The organism is Sphingomonas sp. AOB5, assembly GCF_029433115.1.
Taxonomy (GTDB): Bacteria; Pseudomonadota; Alphaproteobacteria; order Sphingomonadales; family Sphingomonadaceae; genus Sphingomonas.
In genome coordinates this window covers 43,964-65,132 of sequence record NZ_JARNTV010000007.1, presented here as the reverse complement: position 1 = coordinate 65,132, position 21,169 = coordinate 43,964, and the positions used below count along the sequence as shown (strand labels likewise).

The window sequence follows — 21,169 nt, the reverse complement described above, 5'->3', positions numbered from 1 at the left end:
ACGGAGAGGGAACGCCCCAAGCGATATCGCCTGCGGCAGCCCCCTCCACCGCTTCGCGGTCCCCCTCCCCCTCCGGGGGAGGATTTATAATTTCGACAGCTTTACGTGACCCAGCCGGAGCGGCGCCATTCGGGGCGGGCCTGCGTCACTTCCTCGCGCAGGACCTTCAGCGCCCAGTCCTCGGGCACGCCGACTTCGCGGGCATAGGCGCGGGTGAAGCCGGTGGCGTAGATCATGCCGGCAAACGCGTCGTATCGCCCTTCCTCCAGGGCAGCCAGATAGGGCACACTGATCCGCGTCGCGTTGGACAGTTCGTTGAGGGAGAGCCGCATCGCCTCGCGCGCTGCCTTCAGCGCAGGCCCCAGCGGGCCGCGCGGCGCTAGCTTCAACTGGCCGCGCGCGAATGGCAGCACGGCTTCGTCTGAGATGGCGAATCTGCCCGGCAACGCGTCCTCCCCCCAGAGGTTCGATTCATCTGCGAATCGATGAAGCTTTCAGAGAACGCCTCTGAGCGATGAGGTCAAGCGCACAAGCAAAAGGGCCGTTCCGGTCTTACCCAAAACGGCCCTTTCCTCTCCTCGCGGGGACGATCAGATATCGTCGCCCAGCGCACCCTTGACCTTGCCGATCGTCTGCTGAGCCTTGCCCTTGATTTCCTGGGCCACACCTTCGTCCCGCGTCTCGGGATCGTCGCTGTGCTGCTTCGCCTTGCCGATGGCTTCGTTCACATTGCCTTTGATCTTGTCGACGAGTTCACCCATGATGGCGCTCCTTGCTGCGGAAAATTCCGTCATCGTTTCAAACGGATCGACGGAAGAAGAGGTTCCGTGGCGAGCGAGAGGATGAGGCAGGATGCCCGATCGGATCGCCGAACATTATGAGCGCCATGCGCATGCCTTCGACTATGCCCGGCGCAAGGCGTTCAGCGAGCGCGGCTGGCTCGATCGCTTCCTGATCGGCGTCGCCAAGGGCGGACATATTCTCGACCTTGGCTGCGGTGCCGGCGAACCAGTGGCGCGATACATGATCGACCATGGCCATCAGGTCACCGGCGTCGATGTCTCGGAAAAGATGATCGGGCTGTCGCGCACCCGATTCGGCCGCCATGTCTGGGTCCGCTCGGACATGCGCAAGGTTGCGCTGGGACGGCAATTTGCCGGCATCCTCGCCTGGGACAGCCTGTTCCACCTCGATCATCAGAGCCAGGCCGAGATGATCGAGAAGGTCGGCCGCTGGCTCGAACCGAAGGGCATGTTCCTGTTCAACTCGGGCCCGGAGCACGGCACCGCGATCGGCGAGCAATTCGGCGAGGAACTCTATCACGCCAGCCTCGACCCGCTGGAATATCTCCGCCTGCTCGAAGCGAACGGGATGACCGTGGTGGCGCACAAGCCGGAGGACACCGCGACCGGCGGCCGCACCGTCTGGCTGGTGCGCAAGTTCGCCTGAGGCTTTCGCGATTACCCCATCGGGGTAGCAAGAGTCACAAGAGTCACACTGCCATAGCGTTTCGCGAGCGCGGCGGTTTCGCTGTTGGATTTTACCCTTCCTGGGTGAATTTTTGCCCGAGGCTGCGGCATGTCAAAGAGCGGCCGGACGGTGGCCCCGGCACGCGGAGTGCAGCAGCGGAAATCCTACATTGCAAGCATGCCAACTCCTCCCCCGGAGGGGGAGGTGGCAGGCGCAGCCTGACGGAGGGGGAGCGCCCCAAGCGATATCGCCTGCGGCAGCCCCCTCCACCGCTTCGCGGTCCCCCTCCCCCTCCCGGGGGAGGATTAAATAGGCTACCGCGCGATCCCTCGCAGGAAGGGCATCACCGCCGCCCAGGCTGCGTCCGCGCCCTGCGGATTGCGCTTCGCGATCAGGATCGACGAGCCATGGACGCCGCCCTGTGTCGGCATGAACTGGCGTTTGGCCGGCGATGGCACCGCGTCGATCAGCGCCTTGGCCGCCGCGATCTCATCCGGCTCCTGCGACGAGGTGACGAAGACGGGGATGGTCAGCTTCTTCGCGGCATCGCCGACACTCGGCTTGCCCTCGAAATATTCGTCCGGCGAGAAGGCCAGCAAACCCGCGACCTGCCCCGGATGGTCCGCCGCGACCAGAAAGGCCAGCGACGCCGAATAGCTGCTGCCCCACAGGATCACCGGTCGCTTCTTCGCCTGTGCCCAGGCGAGCGCCGCTTCCAGATCCTTGCGCGCGTCGAGATAGCCCGCTTCGCGCCCCAGCGCCTTTACCGTCCAGTTGCCGCCGAACATGTCGCCGCCCGAACGCTGGTCGATGGTGAGCACCGCATAGCCCTCGGCCGTCAGCCGCGGCACGATGGTGGCATATTCGCCCTGCCCCGATCCCGCCTGATGGAACAGCAGGATCACCGCATGCGGATCGGCCGGCTCGACATAGGTGCCATACACCGCGACGCCGTCCGCCGCCTTGAGCTGCAGCGTCTCCAGCCGGACATCGGCCTCCGCCTTGGCCGGTTGTTTCACCGCGCCGCCGCAGCCGCCCAGCGCAAGTGCTGCGCCCAGCAACAGCGCCAGCCCCCGCATCAGATCAGCCCGGCCAGCGGGCTGCTGGGATCGGCATAGCGGCGCTTGCCCATCCGGCCCGCGCGATAGGAAAGCCGCCCGGCCTCGACCGCCGCCTTCATCGCCGCGGCCATCAGGATCGGGTCCTTGGCTTCGGCGATCGCGGTGTTCATCAGCACGCCGTCGCAGCCCAGCTCCATCGCCACCGCCGCGTCGCTCGCGCTGCCGACACCGGCATCGACCAGCACCGGCACTTTCGCGCCCTCGACGATCAGGCGGATCGTCACCTGGTTCTGGATGCCAAGGCCGGATCCGATGGGCGCACCCAGCGGCATGATCGCCACCGCACCGACATCCTCCAGCCGCTTCGCCGCGATGGGATCGTCGACGCAATAGACCATGGGGAGGAAACCCTCCTTGGCCAGAATCTCGGTCGCGCGCAGCGTCTCGACCATATCGGGATACAGCGTCCGCGCTTCGCCCAGCACTTCGAGCTTCACCAGCTCCCAGCCCCCCGCCTCGCGCGCGAGGCGCAGGGTGCGGATCGCCGACTCGGCATCGAAGCAGCCCGCGGTGTTGGGTAGGTAAGTGATCTTCTTGGGATCGATATAGTCGGTCAGCATCGGCGCGTTCGGATCGCTGACGTTCACCCGGCGCACCGCGACGGTCACGATCTCCGCGCCCGAAGCCGCGACCGCGGCGGCGTTCTGTTCGAAATCCTTGTACTTGCCGGTGCCGACGATCAGGCGCGAGCGGAAGGTCTTGCCTGCCACGCTCCAGCTGTCGTCATCGACCTTGCCGTGATCGCCGCCGCCGACAAAGTGCACGATCTCAAGCTCGTCGCCATCCTCGACGATCACATCGCCCAGCGTCGAGCGCGGCACCACTTCGAGGTTGCGCTCCACCGCCAGCTTTTCGGGGACGAGGCCCAGCTCTTCGGCAAGCTGAAGCAGGTTGAGGCCCGCGGTGACGCGCTTGTGCTCGCCATTTACGGTGATGGAGACGGTGCCGTCAGTGTGCACTAGGGGAATCCGATTTGATCGCTGGGACGCGCTCATATAGGGAGGCGCACGCGCACGCCGCAACCGAAAGGCGCGCCCATCGCAACCGGAAAGGGGAACAATGGCCGGCCTGATCTACGTGCTCAACGGCCCGAACCTGAATCTGCTGGGCCTGCGCGAGCCGGAGATTTACGGCCACGACACGCTCGACGACATTGCCGGGCGGATGGAAGACCGGGCGAAGCAGCTCGGTCTGGAAATCGACCTGCGCCAGTCGAATCACGAAGGGCATCTGATCGACTGGATGCACGAGGCGCAGGCGCGTGAGGCCAAGGCGATCCTGCTCAATGCCGGCGCGTTCACCCATACCAGCGTCGCGCTCTACGATGCGATCCGGGCGATCAGGACGCCCGTTATCGAAGTCCACCTTTCCAACCCGCACACGCGGGAGGAATTCCGCCACCATAGCTATGTCGGCATGGCCGCCAAGGGAACCATCGCGGGTTTCGGGGCGCTATCCTACATGCTTGCGCTTGAAGCAGCCGCAGGACTCTGACAGAGGGCGCGGTTTCATCGAAAGAAGAGTCGAAATGACCGATAAGAACAATACGGGCGCGATGCAGGTCGATATCGAAATCGTGCGCCAGTTGGCTGCCGTGCTCGACGAGACCCAGCTGACCGAAATCGAAGTCGAGGACGGCGAACGCCGCATCCGGGTCGCACGCAAGGCCGCGCAGCAGGTGGTTCAGGCCGCCGCACCGGTCGCCGCCGCGCCCGCGCCGGTTGCGGTTGCAGCACCCGCCGCTGCTGCTCCGGCCGAAGCGCCTGCCGCTGCGCCCAGCGCCGCGAACGCGGTCAAGTCGCCGATGGTCGGCACCGCCTATCTCGCTGCGAATCCGGAAGCCCCGGCATTCGTCAGCGTGGGCCAGAAGGTGAAGGCCGGCGACACGCTGCTGATCATCGAAGCGATGAAGACGATGAACCCGATCACCGCCCCTGCCGCCGGCACGGTCACCGCGATCCTGGTTCAGGACAAGCAGCCGGTCGAGTATGACCAGCCACTCGTGGTGGTCGAGTAACCCCATGAAAAAGATCGAGAAGCTGCTGATCGCCAATCGCGGCGAGATCGCGCTGCGCATCCATCGTGCATGTCACGAAATGGGCATCAAGACCGTCGCGGTGCACTCCACCGCCGATACCGAGGCGATGCATGTCCGTCTGGCCGACGAAGCGATCTGCATCGGGCCGCCCAGCGCGACCGACAGCTATCTCAACATCCCCGCGATCATTTCCGCTGCCGAAATCTCGGGCGCGGATGCGATCCATCCGGGTTACGGCTTCCTGAGCGAGAACGCCAAGTTCGCCGAGATCGTCGAGGCGCACGGCATCATCTTCGTCGGGCCGAAGCCCGAGCATATCCGCACCATGGGCGACAAGATCGAGGCGAAGCGCACCGCTGGCGCACTCGGCCTGCCGCTGGTCCCCGGTTCGGACGGCGCGATCAGCGATGTCGACGAAGCCAAGGCGATCGCCGAGAAGGCCGGCTATCCGGTGATCATCAAGGCCGCATCGGGCGGCGGCGGGCGCGGCATGAAGGTGGTCCATGACCCCGCCGAGCTCGAGACCCAGATGCTGCAGGCGGGCTCCGAAGCCAAAGCGGCCTTCGGCGACGCCACCGTCTATCTCGAAAAATATCTCGGCAATCCGCGCCATATCGAGATCCAGGTCTTCGGCGACGGCGAAGGCAATGCGATCCATCTGGGCGAGCGCGACTGCTCGCTGCAGCGGCGCCACCAGAAGGTGCTGGAGGAAGCCCCCTCGCCGATCCTGTCGGCCGAGGAGCGCGAGCGCATCGGCGGCATCTGCGCCAAGGCGATGGCCGATATGGGCTATCGCGGCGCGGGCACGATCGAGTTCCTGTGGGAGGATGGCGAGTTCTACTTCATCGAGATGAACACCCGCCTGCAGGTGGAGCATCCGGTGACCGAAGCGATCACCGGCCTCGACCTGGTCCGCGAGCAGATCCGCGTTGCCGAGGGGCACGGCCTGACGCTGCGCCAGCAGGACGTGCAGTTCCGCGGCCACGCCATCGAATGCCGCATCAATGCCGAGGACCCGCGCACCTTCGCCCCCTCGCCCGGCACGGTGAAACAGTATCACGCCCCCGGCGGCATGAACGTCCGCGTCGATAGCGGCCTCTATGCCGGCTATCGCGTGCCTCCCTACTACGACTCGATGATCGCCAAGCTGATCGTTTACGGCACCACGCGTCAGGGCGCGCTGCGCCGCCTGCGCCGCAGCCTGGAGGAGTTCGTGATCGAGGGGATGAAGACGACCATCCCGCTGCATCAGGCACTGCTCGACGATCCCGAGTTCCAGCAGGGCGCGTATACGATCAAGTGGCTCGAGGAATGGCTGGCCAAGCAGGAAGGCTGAACTAAGGGGGAGCGGGTGATGCGAAAGTCTGTGTTGGGACTGGCGCTTGGCAGCGTGATCGCAGGCCCCGCCTCCGCTCAGGCCGTCCAACAGGCGGGCCGCTTCGCGATTTCATGCAGCGGCACCAACACTGCCACGGTGCAGCGGCCCGGCTCACCCGCGCAGGTGACAAGCTCGAGGGCCAGCGGCGTCCTTTACGTGATCGACGAGGGCGCGAAGACAGTCGAGCGGATGGGCCTGGATGGGGTGAAGTTCGAGGACGTCTGCCGGATCGATGCCGGATGCACGCGCGACTTTTCCGCGACCCGCATCACCGTCTCAGGTGAGATCACCCGTACCGGCACAGGCGAGCAAGCAACCACCTGGCGCCGTGTTTCCCTGTTCGACTGGGACCGCGGCACGGGCAAGCTCGACACCAAATTCGACATGATCGGCACGACGACCATGACCGCGCTGTTCCACGGCACGCTCACCTGCAAACCGGCGAAAATTCCCGCCAGCTATGTTCCGAAGGCGTAACCGATGAAAGCGACGATCTGGCACAATCCGCGCTGCTCCAAGAGCCGCGAGACGCTCGCGATCCTGAACGATACGCCGGGTCTCGAGGTCGAGGTGGTCGAATATCTGAAGACCCCGCCGACCCGCGCCAAACTGGCCGATCTGTACGCCCGTGCGGGCATGACCCCGCGCGACGGGCTGCGCAAGGCGGAGGACGGTGCGAAGGCGCTGAAGGACGCCAGCGACGATGCGATCCTCGACGCGATGATCGCCGATCCGATCCTGATCGAACGCCCGCTGGTCGAGACCGGAAAGGGCGTCCGGCTGGGTCGCCCGCCCGAGAAGGTGCGCGAGATCCTCTGACGCCCGCAACGTCCTTGCCGCATCCCTAACCAACTGTTTTTGATCCATTTCGGTTGCTCAACGCTTTTGCGCGCCGATTTGTGAGATGGTCTCCGCCGGGGCATTCAGCCCCGAATGGAGAGGATAATGGCTAAAATTCTGAAGAGTGTTTTCGCTACCCTCGGCGTCGCCGCGACGCTGGCCAACGCGGCACCCGCCTTGGCGCAGGAATCAACCTTCTGCGACAGCTACTTCGCCACTGCAGCGACAGACTGCCATGCCAATTGGCAGAGTTACGGTCTGGTGAGCGAAGCCGAATGTATCGAAGCCGCCTATGCCGGCGTGTGCCCGAACCGGTGGCACCCGGTCGTGATCTCCGGCCGCGACTATACCTGGTACGAATATAATTATTGCGAGGTGTTCGAAGGGAACGAACGCATCGGCTTCGGCTACTGCGCCTGACACGAACCGGCGGCGATGGCGGGGCAGCCCGTCATCGCTCGCCCCCGGCGTCCATCGCCCACACATCGTTGGAATAGACGAATTTCGGTTCGCCATTCACCGGGTAGGAATATTTCCCGCCGGTCAGGTACATGCGCTTGCCATCGGTCCATGTCGCCACGCCGCCGCGCGGGGTCCATGGTGCGGAGACTGCGGTCCATGTCCGCCCGTCCGCCGATACCAGCATCTCGCTGCGGAACTCGCCAGAGCGGTTCGCGCCGACCAGCCAGAGCCGGCGATCGAACACCTGCGCGGTGAAACCGGTCGGCGCGGGGGTGACGATGCTCGCGGTCTCGCGCGTCCAGTTCACGCCGTCCGCGCTCGACCAGGCGTCGTTGGCCTGAGCCCCATCGATCGCGCCGCCGCCCAGCACCCAGAGCCGGTCGCGGAACACCACCACCGAAGGCTTTGCGCGCGGCGACCAGGGCGCATGTTCGGCAACCCGCTCCCAAGCGATCCCGTCGGCCGAGCGCCACACGGCGTTACTCTCGGCCTTGCCGTCGAACCCGCCCAGCAGCCAGATCGATCCGTCGAAGCTTGCCGCGCCCATGAACACCAGCTTCGGCAAGGTCGGCGAGCGCCCGACCGTCTCCCATGCGCGATAGTCCCCGCTGGTACGCCGGATCACCGGATCGATAGTGAAGCCCTGATAATTGCCGCGATGCGCGCCCAGCGCCCATGCCGCGCCCTTATGCTGGATCAGCGGCATATAGGCGGTGTTGACCGGAACCGGCGCCAGCGCCTCCCGCGTCCAGTTCACGCCGTCACGCGACGACCAGCTTCCTTCGGGATGAAGCGCCACGAAGCGCCCATCCGCCGCGACATGCACCGGGAAATTATAGGACCCCGGATAGGGCGCCGCCTCGGTCAGTCGGGTCCATCGGGAGGGTTGCGCCTCGGTCGCTGCGCCGCCGTGGCACGATGCCAGCACCAGCAGGCCGAGCGCCAGCAAGCTGGCCAGGCTAGGCCGCACGCGCTTTCCGCCACCGGATGAACCGCTTGAGCAGGAGGAACCCCGTATAAGCCGAAAGAAGACCCCACGTCAGATACGGTAATGGGTAGAGGCCTGATCGCTCATCGACCATGCCAAGCTGCAGCAATCCGAACATGAACCCGATTATCTCAGTGATCACCCCCGTCGCACCGCGCCCGGGTCCGACAGACGGGCGCGTGAACGCCAGTTCGGTCGGCCCGCGCCAGGCATAGGCCAGCATCACCACCGGCACGACGTTCGCCAACCCGCCGGCGATGATCGCCAGATCGCGATGTTCCAGATCGGCTGTGATCGCGATGAACGGCAACACGATACCGAACAACATCCAGCCGCCCCACAGGATCGGGCTGTGCCAATAGCGCCGCCACTCGGCGACCAAATCCTCCACCTCTTCGCGGGTCAAGATCACTTCGCGGTCGGACTGGCGATACAGATAGCCCTCAGGGCGTCGTTCGAACTTTCGCCGGAACCTGTCCTCGATCCACCCCATCCGCATCGCCTCCACAACGAGGCTAACACCCGAGGGGCGGGGTTCCAAGACCGTCACCCGGCCGCGGTCATCTCCGCGGTGATGTCCTGCTTCGTGCCGTAGAGGTGGCGCGCGCGGCCATTGCTGAGGGCGACGTCCGCAGTCACGCGCATCCACCGCAGTTCGCCGTTCAGCCGCCGGATCTGCGCCTCGAAGGTGAAGCTGCCGCACGTCGCGATGGCGTGAGAGCGAAGCCGCCCGAGCAGCCCGCGCGATTCCTCGCAATACATCGCCACCGCTTCGCGCCGATCGACCTTCGCGCCCTGCGGAATGCCGAACAGGTCGAACACGCCGGCGCTCCAGGTCAGGCTTTCGTCGGATAGGTCGCATCGCCAGGCCGAAGCCAGCCCGGCGGGAAGATCGGGCAGGTCGTCGTGCCCGGGCGCGATCCAGCGCGGCGTGGCAATGTTCAGGTTGCGAGGCAGCGACATTCCCATGCCGCTCTACTGCCTCTCGCGTCGTTAACGACCGGTTATCGCCCAGACGGGGTGACGAACGCCGCGGCCCTCGCTAAGGGCACCGGACATGAGCCAGATCACGCCCGAGATCGTCGCCGAACACGGCCTGTCCCCCGAGGAATATGAGCGCGTCCTGCACGCCATGGGGCGCGAGCCGAACCTGACCGAACTCGGCATCTTCTCGGTCATGTGGTCCGAGCATTGCAGCTACAAGTCGAGCCGCATCCACCTGAAGAAGCTGCCGACCACCGGCCCGCAGGTCATCTGCGGCCCGGGCGAGAATGCCGGCGTGGTCGATATCGGCGACGGTCAGGCGGCGATCTTCAAGATGGAGAGCCACAACCACCCGTCGTACATCGAGCCCTATCAGGGCGCAGCGACCGGGGTGGGCGGCATCCTGCGCGACGTGTTCACCATGGGCGCGCGCCCGGTGGCGAACATGAATGCGCTACGCTTCGGCCGGCCCGATCATCCCAAGATGCGCCATCTGATCGCGGGCGTGGTCCATGGCATCGGCGGCTATGGCAATTGCGTCGGCGTGCCGACCGTGGGCGGCGAGGTGAATTTCCACCCCGCCTATGACGGCAACATTCTGGTCAACGCGATGACCGTCGGCGTCGCCGATACCGACAAGATCTTCTATTCGGCCGCGAGCGGCGTGGGGAACCCGATCGTCTATGTCGGCTCCAAGACCGGCCGCGACGGCATCCATGGCGCCACGATGGCGAGCGCGGACTTCGGCGAGGATTCGGAGGAGAAGCGCCCCACCGTCCAGGTCGGCGACCCCTTCACCGAGAAGCTGCTGATCGAAGCCTGCCTCGAACTCATGTCCTCCGACGCCATCGTCGCGATCCAGGACATGGGCGCCGCTGGCCTCACCAGCTCGTCGGTCGAGATGGCCAGCAAGGGCGGTGTCGGCATCGAGCTGATCATGGACGACGTGCCCCAGCGCGAAACCGGCATGACGCCCTACGAGATGATGCTGAGCGAGAGCCAGGAGCGCATGCTCATGGTGCTCAAGCCCGGCCGCGAGGCTTTCGCCAAGGCGATCTTCGAGAAGTGGGAACTGGATTTCGCGGTGATCGGCCATGTCACCGATACCGGCCGAATGGTGCTGAAGTGGAAGGGCGATACTGTCGCCGATATCCCCCTCGCCCCGCTCGCCGACGAAGCGCCGCTCTACGACCGCCCGCATGTGCCCACGCCCAAGCGCGCGGAGCTGACCGATGTGCCCGAGACGACCGACCTGAGCGGCGATCTGGTCAAGCTGATGGGTTCGCCCGACATCGCCAGCCGCCGCTGGATCTGGGAGCAATATGACCACATGGTCGGCGCCGACACCGTCCAGCGCCCAGGCGGCGACGCCGCAGTGGTCCGCGTGCACGACACGCAAAAGGGCCTCGCGATCACCACCGATTGCACGCCGCGCTACTGCTTCGCCGATCCGGTCGAGGGCGGGAAGCAGGCGGTGGCCGAAGCATGGCGCAACCTCACCAGTGTCGGCGCGACGCCGCTCGCGGTGACCAACTGCCTCAACTTCGCCAACCCGCAGCGCCCGGAGATCATGGGCCAGATCGTCGGCTGCCTCGATGGCATGTCGCAGGCGTGCATCGCGCTCGACTTCCCGATCGTGTCGGGCAACGTCTCGCTCTACAATGAGTCGAAGGCCACTGGCGGCGGCTCCGCGATCCTGCCCACCCCGGCAATCGGCGGCCTCGGTCTGATGGCGGACTATACCAAGTCCGCGACCATCGCCTTCAAGAACCCGGGCGACACCGTCCTCGCCATCGGCGAGCGCGGCGGCGACCTCGGCCAATCGATCTGGCTGCGCGAAGTCCATGGGCGCGAGGATGGCCCCCCGCCCCCGGTCGATCTCGCCGCCGAGCGCCGCACCGGCGACTTCATCCGCAAGATGATCCAGAACGGCTCGATCACCGCCTGCCACGACGTGTCGGACGGTGGCCTCGCGGTGACGCTGGCCGAAATGGCGCTGGCGTCGAACCTTGGCGTGCTGGTCAACGAGCCGCAGCCGTTCGGCGTGGCGGGCAGCTTCTTCGGCGAGGATCAGGGCCTGTACGTCGTCACGGTGTGCGACACCTGCCTGGCGGACTTCATGGCCGCCGCGCATGCCGCCGACGTCCCCGCCGATCCGCTGGGCCGCGTCATCAAGGACCGGCTGATCTTCGAGCTGGACGAAGGCGACTGGACGGTGTCGATCGCCGACCTGCGGGCCGCGCACGAAGGCTTCTTCCCCGCGCTGATGGGCGACGACGCCGCGCTGGCTTGATGCCCTTTCGCCGGGATGGCGGAGGGGATAGGGTGTCGGGAGGAGGATTCCGATGCCCGAAGGCTATTCCGGTACGCCGCTCGCCAAGAAGCTGGGGCTGGTCCCCGGCCTTCGCATCTGGTTCCACGACCTGCCCGACAGCGTCCGCGCCGAGATCGATCCGCAGGAGATCGGCATCGAGGAACTCGCGGTCGCCTCGGACGGCACCCAGGCCGCGCATATCTTCGTCAAGGAGCGCACCGAGCTCGAGCGGCTGATCGCCGCACTGCGCGTGCTGATCGCGCCGGATGGCTTCATCTGGGTCTCCTGGCCCAAAAAGGCGTCGAAGGTCCCCACCGACATCACCGAGGATGTGATCCGCGAGGTCGTGCTGCCGACCGGGTTGGTCGATGTGAAGGTTTGTGCGGTCGATGCGGTCTGGTCGGGGTTGAAACTCGTCCTCCGCAAAAGCCACCGCTAGGTTGTTAAGGAAAAAGATTTTACATCGGAACCATGCCCGATCCCGACGCTTTACCCTGGCGCCCATATCCGGAGTGCACTGACATGGAGCGGCTTGCGCGGGCCGAGGCCTTTCTGGAGACGATGCGTACCCGGCACAGTTGCCGCAGCTTCAGCGACAGGGACGTGCCGCGCGAAGTGATCGAAGCCGCGATCCTCACCGCGGGCACCGCACCCAGCGGCGCCAATCACCAGCCCTGGCATTTCGCCGCGATCTCCTCGCCCGGCGCCAAGCTGGCGATACGCGTCGCCGCCGAGGAGGAGGAACGCAGCTTCTATGGCGGCCGCGCGAGCAAGGAATGGCTCGACGCTATCGGTCCGCTCGGCACCAATGCGGACAAGCCCTATCTCGAAACCGCACCCTGGCTGATCGTGGTGTTCGCGCAGCGCCGCGGCGGGATCGACGCGGTGACCGACATGCAGAACTATTATGTTCCCGAAAGTGTCGGGATCGCCTGCGGCATGCTGCTGACCGCGCTGCACGAGGCGGGTCTCGCCACGCTGACCCACACGCCCAATCCGATGAAGTTCCTCAACCGCATCTGCCAGCGGCCCGCGCATGAAAAGCCGATGATGATCATCGTCACCGGTCATGCCGCAGAGGACGCGACCGTCCCCGCGCATGCGCTGAAAAAGAAGTCGCTGGAGCAGATCGCAAGCTGGCTGTAGCTTCGCCCGCGAAATACGCGAGGGGGCAGGCATGGCGGGTGGCTGGAGCACGGGGCGGCGGATCATCGTATCCACGCTGATCGCGGGGACACTCGATATCCTCGCGGCGATCGGCATGACGCTCAACAAGGGCCGCGATGTCGAGGCGATGCTGCGCTTCGTCGCGTCCGGTCCCTTTCCCGGCGCCACCAAATGGGGCGCGCAGGGCGCGTCGCTCGGCCTCGCCGTCCACTTTACGCTGATGGCGATCATGGCCGCGATCTTCGTCCTCGCGGCGGACCGTATTCCGGCGCTCAAGCGGCAATGGCTGCTCTGGGGCCTGCTCTATGGTCTGGGCACCTATGTGGTGATGAACCTGATCGTGGTGCCCGCGCGCTTCGGCATGCCGTTGCCGTCGACGCCGGTCCAGATCGTGCCGCAGCTTCTGTGCCACCTCCTCCTTGTCGGCCTGCCGATCGCGTGGGTGGCGCGCAAAGCATGAGCGACACCGCAGCCCCCATCGCCCGCCTGCAATCGCTCGACACCGTTCGCGGCGTCGCCGTGATGGGCATATTGCTGCTCAACATCGTGGCGTTCGGCATGCCGATCGCCGCCTATTTCAATCCGCGCGCCTATGGCGGTGCGGAGGGGATCGATCTGGCCGTCTATCTTACCAATTTCGTGCTGTTCGACGGCAAAATGCGCGGCCTGTTCTCGTTCCTGTTCGGCGCGTCGATCCTGCTGGTGATCGAGCGGGCCGAAGCCAAGGGCGAGAGCCCGGCCAGGGTCCATTACATGCGAATGATCTGGCTGCTGCTGTTCGGCCTGGCCCATCTGTGGCTGGTCTGGTTCGGCGACATATTGGGCCATTACGCGCTGGTCGGCATGATCGCCTTTTTCTGCCGCCGGATGCGGCCCAGCAGGCTGATCGTCCTGGGCGTGCTGCTGCTGGTCGTCCAGTTGCTGGTGATGGCGATGCTGCCGGTCGGCATCCATTTCCTCCAGATCGCAGCTGCGGGCGAAGGCAAGGACGCAGCGGAGGCCGCCAAGAACCTGGCCGGGTTCAACCGTACGTTCGGCATCCCCACCGCTGCGGAGATCGCGAAGGAACTGGCGATCTATCGCGGCAACTATGCAGGAATCGTGGCGGAGCGGCTGCGCGAGAATCCGCTGGGGCCGCTGGCGCAAACGATGTTCGTGGGCTTCGAGACCCTCGCCTATATGCTGTTCGGCATGGCCGGGCTGAAGAGCGGGCTGTTGCGCGGGGAATGGACCCGCGCCGGCTATCGCAAAGCACTATGGCTGGGCTTCGGCATCGGTATCCCTGCCTATGCCGCACTGGCTGCCTATCAGTTGAATGCCGATTTCAGCCTGTTCTCGGTCGTGCTGGGATCGATGACGCTGACCAGCATCTTCCGGCCCTTCATGATCGTTGGCTGGGCCAGCCTCATCATCCTGCTGGCGCGGCCGGGCGGCGCCCTCACCAGCCGCATCGCAGCGACGGGACGGATGGCCTTCACCAACTATCTGACCACCAGCCTGATCTGCACCACCTTCTTCTATGGCTATGGACTGGGCTGGTTCGGCTATCTCGGCCGCGCGCAGCTCTATCTGGTGGTGTTCGCGGTGTGGACGCTGATGCTGCTCTGGTCGAAGCCGTGGCTGGCCCATTTCCGCTATGGCCCGCTCGAATGGCTGTGGCGGAGCCTGTCACGGCTCAGCTTCCAGCCGATTCGCGGCGCGGCGGCTGCGAGCGACTGATTCCGGGCAAATTTTTGCGACGAACCGATTCTTCATCTCTTGCGAGCGATACGCAATAGCCGTTGCGAATCAGTCTCAATATCCCCATAGTGGGTGCAGCGAGAGTTCGAGGGTCTGATGGTCGTTTGCGTTTGCAATGCAATCAAGGAACGCGATGTGCGCGCGGCCGCACGTGACGGCGCGCGCAGCGCTTGCCAGGCCTATCGCGCCCTTGGCCTCCAGCCGAAATGCGGCCAGTGCGTCCCGTTCGCGCGAGAGATTATCAATTCCGAACGTGCTGCTGCGTAACACTCGCAACTAGCGAAACCCACGGAAATCCGCCATTTTTTGACTGTTCGGAACTCCCGAACAGGGCTAAACACCTGCCTGTAACAAGCAGGGAAACAGCGTCATGAAGGGCGATCCGAAGGTCCTCGAATTTCTGAACGAGGTGCTCAAGAACGAGCTCACCGCGATCAACCAGTATTGGCTGCATTACCGCATGTACGATCACTGGGGCGTGAAGAAGCTCGCCGCGTTCGAGCGTCACGAATCGATCGACGAGATGAAGCATGCCGACCAGGTTGCCGAGCGCATCCTGTTCCTCGACGGCCTGCCCAATTTCCAGCTGCTCGGCCGCCTGCGCATCGGCGAGACCGTCGCCGAAGTGCTCAAGGCCGATCTGGATCTCGAATATGAAGCCGTCGCCGTCCTGAAGGACGCGATCGAGCATTCGGAGAAGGTGCGCGACTATGTCAGCCGCGACCTGTTCCGCCAGATCCTCGACAGCGAGGAAGAGCATATCGACACGCTGGAAACCCAGTTCGAGATGATCGAGCGCATGGGGATCGAGAATTACGTCCAGCTCAACAGCCGGTCGGTCGAGGAAGAGGCGTAAGCCTTTCCCTGCAGCTTCGCCGATACGGCACCGGCCCGCTCCCCGGATAGGGGAGCGGGCCGGTGCCGTGCTGTTTCAGCTCTGTTGAACCGAAATTAGAAGGCCGGGCGGCGTCCGAATGCGGTGGGCTTGCGTGCCACCAGCGGGTTCGCTTCGCGCTCGAGCAGCGCCAGCGTGGATTCGAACAGCGGACGCAGTTGCACGACATGTTCCAGTGCCGGGCTGGGCGTGTCGCGGCTCTCCACGCAGTCGCGCGCGATCGCTTCGATCATTTCGGCGATTTCGGCCAGCGGATCGGCGCCGAACTGGCGTGATTCGCCCTTCAGCGTATGTGCGGGAAGCACCATCGCGGCGGCGTTCTGCGAACGCATCGCGTCTTCGATCTGCGAGACCGATTTCACGCCGTCTTCCCGGAAGTAACCGAGAATACGCACGAAATTGGCGCCAAGCTCCGCACGCGCATTTGAAAACGCGTCCCAGTTCACCAGCGGATCACTCGCACTCGACATGCTATACTCACTCCGCACCACCGAAGGTACAGCCGAGCTTTAGGCTGCGTAAGTAAACAGCAAGTTGATGTAGATCTAGGGGATGACGCGGAAACGATGGTTTCCGTCGCCTTCAGCATCTTGCAGCCTTACACCTGCATTTTCTGCAATCAGCGCAAGTTCTCGCGGTGCGGCAGGATCGTCGGCCAATATCTCGATCGCCCTGCCCGGATGTTCTCGCAGCGCCTTGGCCAGGCGGATCGCCGGCCAAGGACAGCGCATGCCGCGGGCATCGATCTCGATCATCAGTTCTTGTCGTGGTCGAACGGATTCTTCGGCGCCCGCATCGTGAACCGCACCGGCACCGCGCCGAAATCGAACTCCCGGCGCAGGCTGTTGACCAGATAGCGCTGATAGCTGGTCGGCAGCAGATCGACGCGCGTGCCGAACAACACGAAGCTGGGCGGGCGCGACTTGATCTGGGTGACGTAGCGCGGCTTGATCCGCTTGCCCCCCGGCGCGGGCGGCGGATTGGCTTCGATCGCACGTTCGAACCAGCGGTTGAGCTGGCCGGTCGAAATGCGCCGCGACCATGCCTCACGCGTCTCGAACGCCACCTTCATCAGCACGTCCAGACCCTTGCCGGTCGCCGCCGACACGGTCAGCACCGGAATGCCCTTGGCCTGAGACAGTCCTTCCTCCAGCGCGCCCTTGATCCCGTTGAACAGGCTGGAGGCATTTTCGGCCACGTCCCACTTATTCACCGCGATGATCAGCGCGCGGCCTTCCTGCAGCACGCGATCGGCGATCTTGAGGTCCTGCACTTCCAGCCCGCGCGTCGCATCGAGCAGCAGCACCACCACTTCGGCAAAGTCGATCGAGCGCAGCGTGTCGGCGACCGACAGCTTCTCCAATTTCTCTTCGACCCGCGCCTTCTTGCGCAGCCCGGCCGTGTCGATCAGGCGCACGGGAAGCGGCCCTTCCGGACTTTCCCACTCCCAGTCGACCGAAATCGAATCGCGGGTGATCCCGGCTTCCGGACCGGTGATCATCCGGTCCTCGCCCAGCAGCTTGTTGACCAAAGTGGACTTGCCCGCATTCGGCCGCCCCACCACCGCGAATTTCAGCGGCGCGCCGGGAGCATCGGGATCCTCCTCCTCGACCTCGATCTCCTCGCGCTCGATATGCGGCAGCAGTGCGGAGAACAGATCGGCCATACCCTCGCCATGCTCGGCCGAGAACGGGATCGGATCGCCAAAGCCCAGCGCCATCGCCTCGATCACGCCGGTCTCGCCCGCCTTGCCCTCGGCCTTGTTGGCCAGCACCACCACCGGCGTATCGGACGAGCGCAGCCAGCGGCCGATCTCCTCGTCCAGCGGAGTCACCCCGGCGCGGGAATCCACCACGAACAGCGCGACATCGGCTTCGTTCACCGCCGCCTGGGTCTGGATGCGCATCCGCCCCGGCAGGGTCTGTGCGTCCTCATCCTCGAACCCGGCAGTATCGATGATACGGAATTCCAGCCCCAGCAGGTTCGCATCGCCTTCGCGGCGGTCGCGCGTCACGCCGGGCTGGTCGTCGACCAGCGCAAGGCGCTTGCCGACCAGCCGGTTGAACAGCGTGGATTTGCCGACATTCGGGCGGCCGATGATGGCGACGATGGGTAGGGACATGATCTGCTTCTAGGGTTCATGGTTGCGGAAGGGAATGCCAACGAAAAAGCGGCGGCGGGGAGTTTGCCCCGCCGCCGCCGATCCTTGGCCTCCCCGCCGGGGGAAGGGCTCAGCGATAGGCCGTCAGGCGGCCCTTGTCGTCGAGCACATAGAGCATGTTGTTCGCCACGATCGGCGACAGCGTCACTTCGCTCTTGGTTTCCAGAGTCGAGGTCACGCTGCCATCGGCGAGCGAAGCGGAGACGATCTCGCCGCGGCTGTTGACCAGCACCAGGCGGTTGCCCGCCAGGATCGGCCCGGTCCAGCTGATCGGGTTCGTCTTCTTCTTCTCGTTGCGATAGTGCTTGAGCTGCGAGATCCAGCGGATCTTGCCGCTGCCGCGCGACAGGCACAGCAGGCGCGCATCGTCGGTGACGATGAAGATCCACTCACCCGCAACCCATGGCGTCGAGATACCGGCGACATTCTGTTCCCACAGGCGCGTGCCGCTGGTGACGTCCATCGCGACCATGCGGCCGCCCTGGCCCACGGCATAGACGCGGCCGCGATCCATCACCGGCTCGGCATCGATATCCGACAGCGACGACACCGAGGTCGAGATGCTCGAACGAGAAAGCACGTCGGTCCACAGCGACAGGCCGTTCTCGTAGCGATAGGCGTTCAGTTCGCCCGAAGAGAAGCCGGCGACGACCGTGCCCTGCGCCACCGCGGGGGCTGCCACGCCGAACACGCCCTGCGTCTCGAGGCTGGCCGAAACGGTCCACACGACCGCGCCGTCTTCCTGGTTCAGCGCGATCAGCTGGTTGTCCTGCGTCACCACATAGACCTGGCCGTTCGCCACGGTCGGCGAACCGCGCAGCGGGCCGCCCGGGCGCTTGCGCCACACTTCGTTGCCGTTGGTCGCATCGAGCGCAACCACATCGCCCAGCCCGTTGCTGGCATAGACGCGGCCCGCCTCGACACTGGCGCCACCGCCGAAGCGGGCGCTCTTGTTCTCGGTGTCCTTGACGGTCGAGACCGCCCACAGCTTCGATCCGCTATCCGCGGCAAAGGCCGTGACCGTGCCTTCGACATCGACCACGAACAGGCGGTTCTCGTCGACCACCGGCGAGGCGGCGAGCCGCTCGCGCTTGTTGCCGCCCGCGATCTGCACGCTCCACGCCTTGGTCAGCGTGCCGCCCAGCTCCAGATGGCCCATCGACTTCGACGCGTTGCCGCCCGGCTGGGTCCAGCTCGGGTTCGCCGCAGCCGCAGGCACCAGCACTTCGAGGCCCGATTGCGCCGCATCGGCCGCGCTCTCGCTTTCCGACGGCAGGATCGGAATACGCTGGCCAACGACCGGCGTACGATTGCCGGTGCCACCCTTGAACACACCGCATCCGCCCAGCGCCAGCAGCGCCGCAGCGGCGGCCGTCATCCTCACCCAGTTCTTCATTGAGCCTTCTTTTCCTCAGCCGCACCGGAAGCGTCGACACCATAGGCACCGGCCATCTCGAGCGCACGTTGACGCATATTGTCGGGAACATAGCCCTTGGACTGGGCGATCGTGGCGAACATCTTGCCCGCCTCGGCGCGCTTGCCCTGCTTGATATAGGCTGCCGCGATGGTCTCGCCGGCGGTGCCCAGCCAGGGCGAATCCGGCGTGGCCAGACCCTTCAGCCGATCCATCACCACCTGCGGATTGATCGAATCGAACTCCGCGCGGGTCTGCTGGATCAGCGCCAGATCGCGGAACGGCTGCGCGACCGAGCTGTCGTTCGCAACCGATGCATAGCGTGACGCGGCGCCCTTCAGGTCGCCCTTGGCCAGCAGCAGATCGGCTTCGGTGAACAGCGCCATCACGCGATAGCCCGGGCGCCCATCGGTCGCCAGCTTGCGCAGCTCGGGACCGGCCTTTGCGGCCTGCCCGGTCTTCACTTCTTCCAGCAGCGCGCTGAACTGCTCGCCCTGCTTGCCGGCCTGCTGGTCGGTACGCGAATTGAAATAGAGATAGGCCGCCAGCGCCGCGAGCGCGACGCCAAGCACGATCAGCCCGCTGCGGCCCCATTTGCGCCACAGCGACAAAAGCTGCTCGCGGCGATACTCTTCGTCCACTTCGCGGACAAAGGCATCGTTGGTCGAATCATTGGGGGGAAGCGCCAAAACTTACTCCATGGGTGGCATCGCAATCACGGCCCAGCCGCGCGGAACGCCGCTGATAGCCCGTCAATCGCGTGCCGCATAGACTTGATCGGGTCCCGGAAACGACCGCGACCTGACATCCGCCGCATAGGTTTCAACCGCGGCGGAAATGCGGCCAGCCATGTCGTCATAGCGCTTCACGAACCGCGCCGTGCGCTCGAACATGCCCAGCATGTCGTCGATCACCAGCACCTGGCCGTCGCACTGGTTCGATGCGCCGATCCCGATCACCGGCACCGGCACCGCGGCGGTGATCTCGTTGGCCAGATTCTCGACCACGCCTTCGGCCACGATCCCGAACGCGCCCGCATCGGAGATCGCGCGGGCATCGTCCAGGATCTGCGCATGTTCGGCATTGCTGCGGCCCCGCGCGCCATAGCCGCCCAGCGCGTTCACCGATTGCGGGGTCAGCCCGATATGGCCCATCACCGGAATGCCGCGCCCGGTGAGGAACTGCACCACCGGCGCCATCGGCGCGCCGCCTTCCAGCTTCACGCCAGCCGCACCGGTCTCGGCCATCACCCGCGCCGCGCTTTCGAACGCGCGCTCGGGGCTGGCTTCATAGCTGCCGAACGGCATGTCGACGATCACCGCCGAGCGATAGCTGCCGCGTACCACTGCCGCGCCGTGCGCGATCATCATGTCCAGCGTCACCGGCAGGGTGGACGGCAGGCCGTAGATCACCTGCCCCAGGCTGTCGCCGACCAGCAGGATATCGCAATGCGGATCGAGCAACTGCGCCATCCGCGTGGTGTACGCGGTCAGCATCACGATCGGGTCCTTGCCCTTGCGGTTGCGCAGCGCGGGGATAGTCACGCGCTTCTGGGGGCTGGGGGTCGGATTGGCCCGGCTGGTCGAGGTGTCGAGGGTGACGTGAGACATGGCGCGTTCCCTAGCCCGGCGCAGCAGCGCGCACCAGCAGAGTCGCCAGTCGCGCCAAGTGCATTTGACTCAATGTCAGATATTTTTTACATAGAGTCACGAATCGAGAACATGGAGTTCGATAAAGATGACGTTCAGGGAGAAAATCCTCTTGTCGTCGATGGCGATCACATTGGTGATCTGGGGCTGGTATTTCACCGGCTTCATCGGCGCCTTGAAGGCGGGGCGAATCGATCAGGGCGAAGCGACGGGCGATTTCGTCCTCGCCGTGATCGTGTTGACGGTGATCCACATCGTCATGGCGACTTTGGTCGCGATCTTCTCGCCCAAATCGGCCAATGCCCCGGCCGACGACCGCGAGAAGGCCTATGCGATTGCCGCCTATCGCCCCGCCTATTTCATTCTGTCCGCCGCGGTGGTCACGACCATGCTCGCCGGCCCGGTGCTGCTGCGGATCGCCGGCGAGATGAAGCTGGATCCCGAACTCGCGCCGGTCGTGCTGGGCAATGCGATGCTCGCCGCGCTCGTACTGGCCGAGCTGGTCCATTCGGGCTTCCAGCTCGTCCGTTTCCGGATCGGAGGTTGAA

The 21,169-nt window shown here is 65.1% G+C and carries 28 protein-coding genes; 15 read left to right on the top strand and 13 right to left on the bottom strand.

The features are described from left to right. Window positions 1–101 precede the first annotated feature (101 nt). Both P1X14_RS05255 and P1X14_RS05250 read right to left on the bottom strand, forming a co-directional pair. A complete protein-coding gene (locus P1X14_RS05255; protein WP_277314265.1) occupies window positions 102–446 on the bottom strand; it encodes a helix-turn-helix domain-containing protein in 345 nt (114 codons plus the stop codon). Window positions 447–590: 144 nt separating this feature from the next. Then, window positions 591–761 carry a CsbD family protein gene (locus P1X14_RS05250; protein WP_277314264.1) on the bottom strand — a complete coding sequence of 57 codons (171 nt, stop codon included), beginning with the start codon at window positions 759–761 and terminating at the stop codon, window positions 591–593. Between the two features lie 91 nt (window positions 762–852). Between P1X14_RS05250 and P1X14_RS05245 the strand changes: the two genes are divergently transcribed. Then, window positions 853–1,449, top strand: coding sequence for a class I SAM-dependent methyltransferase (locus P1X14_RS05245; protein ID WP_277314263.1), 597 nt, complete (start codon window positions 853–855; stop codon window positions 1,447–1,449). Window positions 1,450–1,784: 335 nt separating this feature from the next. On the opposite strand, the gene P1X14_RS05240 is transcribed toward P1X14_RS05245, so the two are convergent. Beyond that, the gene (locus tag P1X14_RS05240) at window positions 1,785–2,549 is read right to left on the bottom strand and encodes an alpha/beta hydrolase (protein WP_277314262.1); all 765 of its coding nucleotides are present in this window, start codon (window positions 2,547–2,549) and stop codon (window positions 1,785–1,787) included. Then, the gene (gene thiS, locus P1X14_RS05235) at window positions 2,549–3,550 is read right to left on the bottom strand and encodes a sulfur carrier protein ThiS (protein WP_277314261.1); all 1,002 of its coding nucleotides are present in this window, start codon (window positions 3,548–3,550) and stop codon (window positions 2,549–2,551) included. The genes P1X14_RS05240 and thiS overlap by 1 nt, the downstream gene beginning before the upstream one ends. Window positions 3,551–3,650: 100 nt before the next feature. Between thiS and aroQ the strand changes: the two genes are divergently transcribed. The 6 genes from aroQ to P1X14_RS05205 all read left to right on the top strand — a co-directional run bounded on the left by aroQ (window position 3,651) and on the right by P1X14_RS05205 (window position 7,267). Continuing rightward, on the top strand, window positions 3,651–4,085 hold the full coding sequence (aroQ, locus tag P1X14_RS05230) for a type II 3-dehydroquinate dehydratase (protein WP_277314260.1): 435 nt from the start codon (window positions 3,651–3,653) through the stop codon (window positions 4,083–4,085). Window positions 4,086–4,119: 34 nt separating this feature from the next. Then, window positions 4,120–4,608, top strand: a complete 489-nt coding sequence (gene accB, locus P1X14_RS05225) for an acetyl-CoA carboxylase biotin carboxyl carrier protein (protein WP_277314259.1) — start codon at window positions 4,120–4,122, stop codon at window positions 4,606–4,608. 4 nt (window positions 4,609–4,612) lie between these two features. Continuing rightward, a complete protein-coding gene (accC, locus tag P1X14_RS05220; RefSeq protein WP_277314258.1) occupies window positions 4,613–5,965 on the top strand; it encodes an acetyl-CoA carboxylase biotin carboxylase subunit in 1,353 nt (450 codons plus the stop codon). Window positions 5,966–5,983: 18 nt separating this feature from the next. Further along, a complete protein-coding gene (locus P1X14_RS05215) occupies window positions 5,984–6,484 on the top strand; it encodes a hypothetical protein (protein ID WP_277314257.1) in 501 nt (166 codons plus the stop codon). Between the two features lie 3 nt (window positions 6,485–6,487). Beyond that, a complete protein-coding gene (arsC, locus tag P1X14_RS05210) occupies window positions 6,488–6,826 on the top strand; it encodes an arsenate reductase (glutaredoxin) (protein ID WP_277314256.1) in 339 nt (112 codons plus the stop codon). A 126-nt stretch (window positions 6,827–6,952) separates the two neighbouring features. Further along, the gene (locus P1X14_RS05205; protein WP_277314255.1) at window positions 6,953–7,267 is read left to right on the top strand and encodes a hypothetical protein; all 315 of its coding nucleotides are present in this window, start codon (window positions 6,953–6,955) and stop codon (window positions 7,265–7,267) included. A 31-nt stretch (window positions 7,268–7,298) separates the two neighbouring features. Here the strand turns inward: P1X14_RS05205 and P1X14_RS05200 are convergent, their stop codons facing one another. Genes P1X14_RS05200 through P1X14_RS05190 form a run of 3 tightly spaced genes read right to left on the bottom strand, consistent with a single transcriptional unit; the run spans window position 7,299 to window position 9,260 of the window. Further along, entirely contained in the window at window positions 7,299–8,279 is a 981-nt protein-coding gene (locus tag P1X14_RS05200; RefSeq protein WP_277314254.1) for a hypothetical protein, read from the bottom strand. Continuing rightward, window positions 8,269–8,790, bottom strand: coding sequence for a hypothetical protein (locus P1X14_RS05195; protein ID WP_277314253.1), 522 nt, complete (start codon window positions 8,788–8,790; stop codon window positions 8,269–8,271). Before P1X14_RS05195 ends, P1X14_RS05200 begins: the two co-directional genes overlap by 11 nt. Window positions 8,791–8,843: 53 nt before the next feature. After that, window positions 8,844–9,260: a diguanylate cyclase gene (locus tag P1X14_RS05190; protein WP_277314252.1), complete on the bottom strand. Its 417-nt coding sequence runs from the start codon at window positions 9,258–9,260 to the stop codon at window positions 8,844–8,846. A 94-nt stretch (window positions 9,261–9,354) separates the two neighbouring features. Between P1X14_RS05190 and purL the strand changes: the two genes are divergently transcribed. From purL to bfr, 7 genes are all read left to right on the top strand, one after another. Continuing rightward, window positions 9,355–11,574, top strand: a complete 2,220-nt coding sequence (gene purL, locus P1X14_RS05185) for a phosphoribosylformylglycinamidine synthase subunit PurL (RefSeq protein ID WP_277314251.1) — start codon at window positions 9,355–9,357, stop codon at window positions 11,572–11,574. Window positions 11,575–11,626: 52 nt separating this feature from the next. Further along, window positions 11,627–12,034, top strand: a complete 408-nt coding sequence (locus tag P1X14_RS05180; protein WP_277314250.1) for a hypothetical protein — start codon at window positions 11,627–11,629, stop codon at window positions 12,032–12,034. An 83-nt stretch (window positions 12,035–12,117) separates the two neighbouring features. After that, window positions 12,118–12,741: a nitroreductase family protein gene (locus P1X14_RS05175; protein WP_277314249.1), complete on the top strand. Its 624-nt coding sequence runs from the start codon at window positions 12,118–12,120 to the stop codon at window positions 12,739–12,741. 31 nt (window positions 12,742–12,772) lie between these two features. Beyond that, a complete protein-coding gene (locus P1X14_RS05170) occupies window positions 12,773–13,222 on the top strand; it encodes a hypothetical protein (RefSeq protein WP_277314248.1) in 450 nt (149 codons plus the stop codon). Further along, a complete protein-coding gene (locus tag P1X14_RS05165) occupies window positions 13,219–14,481 on the top strand; it encodes a DUF418 domain-containing protein (protein ID WP_277314247.1) in 1,263 nt (420 codons plus the stop codon). Before P1X14_RS05170 ends, P1X14_RS05165 begins: the two co-directional genes overlap by 4 nt. A 117-nt stretch (window positions 14,482–14,598) precedes the next feature. Beyond that, window positions 14,599–14,769 carry a (2Fe-2S)-binding protein gene (locus P1X14_RS05160; protein ID WP_277314246.1) on the top strand — a complete coding sequence of 57 codons (171 nt, stop codon included), beginning with the start codon at window positions 14,599–14,601 and terminating at the stop codon, window positions 14,767–14,769. A gap of 103 nt (window positions 14,770–14,872) precedes the next feature. Further along, entirely contained in the window at window positions 14,873–15,358 is a 486-nt protein-coding gene (gene bfr, locus P1X14_RS05155; RefSeq protein WP_277314245.1) for a bacterioferritin, read from the top strand. Window positions 15,359–15,453: 95 nt separating this feature from the next. Here the strand turns inward: bfr and P1X14_RS05150 are convergent, their stop codons facing one another. From P1X14_RS05150 to panB, 6 genes are all read right to left on the bottom strand, one after another. Continuing rightward, window positions 15,454–15,867, bottom strand: a complete 414-nt coding sequence (locus P1X14_RS05150; RefSeq protein WP_277314244.1) for an Hpt domain-containing protein — start codon at window positions 15,865–15,867, stop codon at window positions 15,454–15,456. A gap of 75 nt (window positions 15,868–15,942) precedes the next feature. Next, the gene (locus P1X14_RS05145) at window positions 15,943–16,152 is read right to left on the bottom strand and encodes a sulfurtransferase TusA family protein (protein WP_277314243.1); all 210 of its coding nucleotides are present in this window, start codon (window positions 16,150–16,152) and stop codon (window positions 15,943–15,945) included. Continuing rightward, window positions 16,152–17,519 (bottom strand): ribosome biogenesis GTPase Der, encoded by a 1,368-nt coding sequence (gene der, locus P1X14_RS05140; protein WP_277314242.1) that lies wholly within the window; start codon window positions 17,517–17,519, stop codon window positions 16,152–16,154. The genes P1X14_RS05145 and der overlap by 1 nt, the downstream gene beginning before the upstream one ends. 109 nt (window positions 17,520–17,628) lie before the next feature. Continuing rightward, complete coding sequence (locus P1X14_RS05135) at window positions 17,629–18,954, bottom strand: PQQ-like beta-propeller repeat protein (RefSeq protein WP_277314241.1); 1,326 nt, start codon at window positions 18,952–18,954, stop codon at window positions 17,629–17,631. After that, window positions 18,951–19,661 carry a tetratricopeptide repeat protein gene (locus P1X14_RS05130; protein WP_277314240.1) on the bottom strand — a complete coding sequence of 237 codons (711 nt, stop codon included), beginning with the start codon at window positions 19,659–19,661 and terminating at the stop codon, window positions 18,951–18,953. Before P1X14_RS05130 ends, P1X14_RS05135 begins: the two co-directional genes overlap by 4 nt. Before the next feature lie 63 nt (window positions 19,662–19,724). After that, on the bottom strand, window positions 19,725–20,582 hold the full coding sequence (panB, locus tag P1X14_RS05125) for a 3-methyl-2-oxobutanoate hydroxymethyltransferase (RefSeq protein WP_277314239.1): 858 nt from the start codon (window positions 20,580–20,582) through the stop codon (window positions 19,725–19,727). A 127-nt stretch (window positions 20,583–20,709) separates the two neighbouring features. Here panB and P1X14_RS05120 point away from each other — a divergent pair, with 127 nt between their 5' ends. Then, a complete protein-coding gene (locus P1X14_RS05120; RefSeq protein ID WP_277314238.1) occupies window positions 20,710–21,168 on the top strand; it encodes a hypothetical protein in 459 nt (152 codons plus the stop codon). Window position 21,169: the final 1 nt, after the last annotated feature.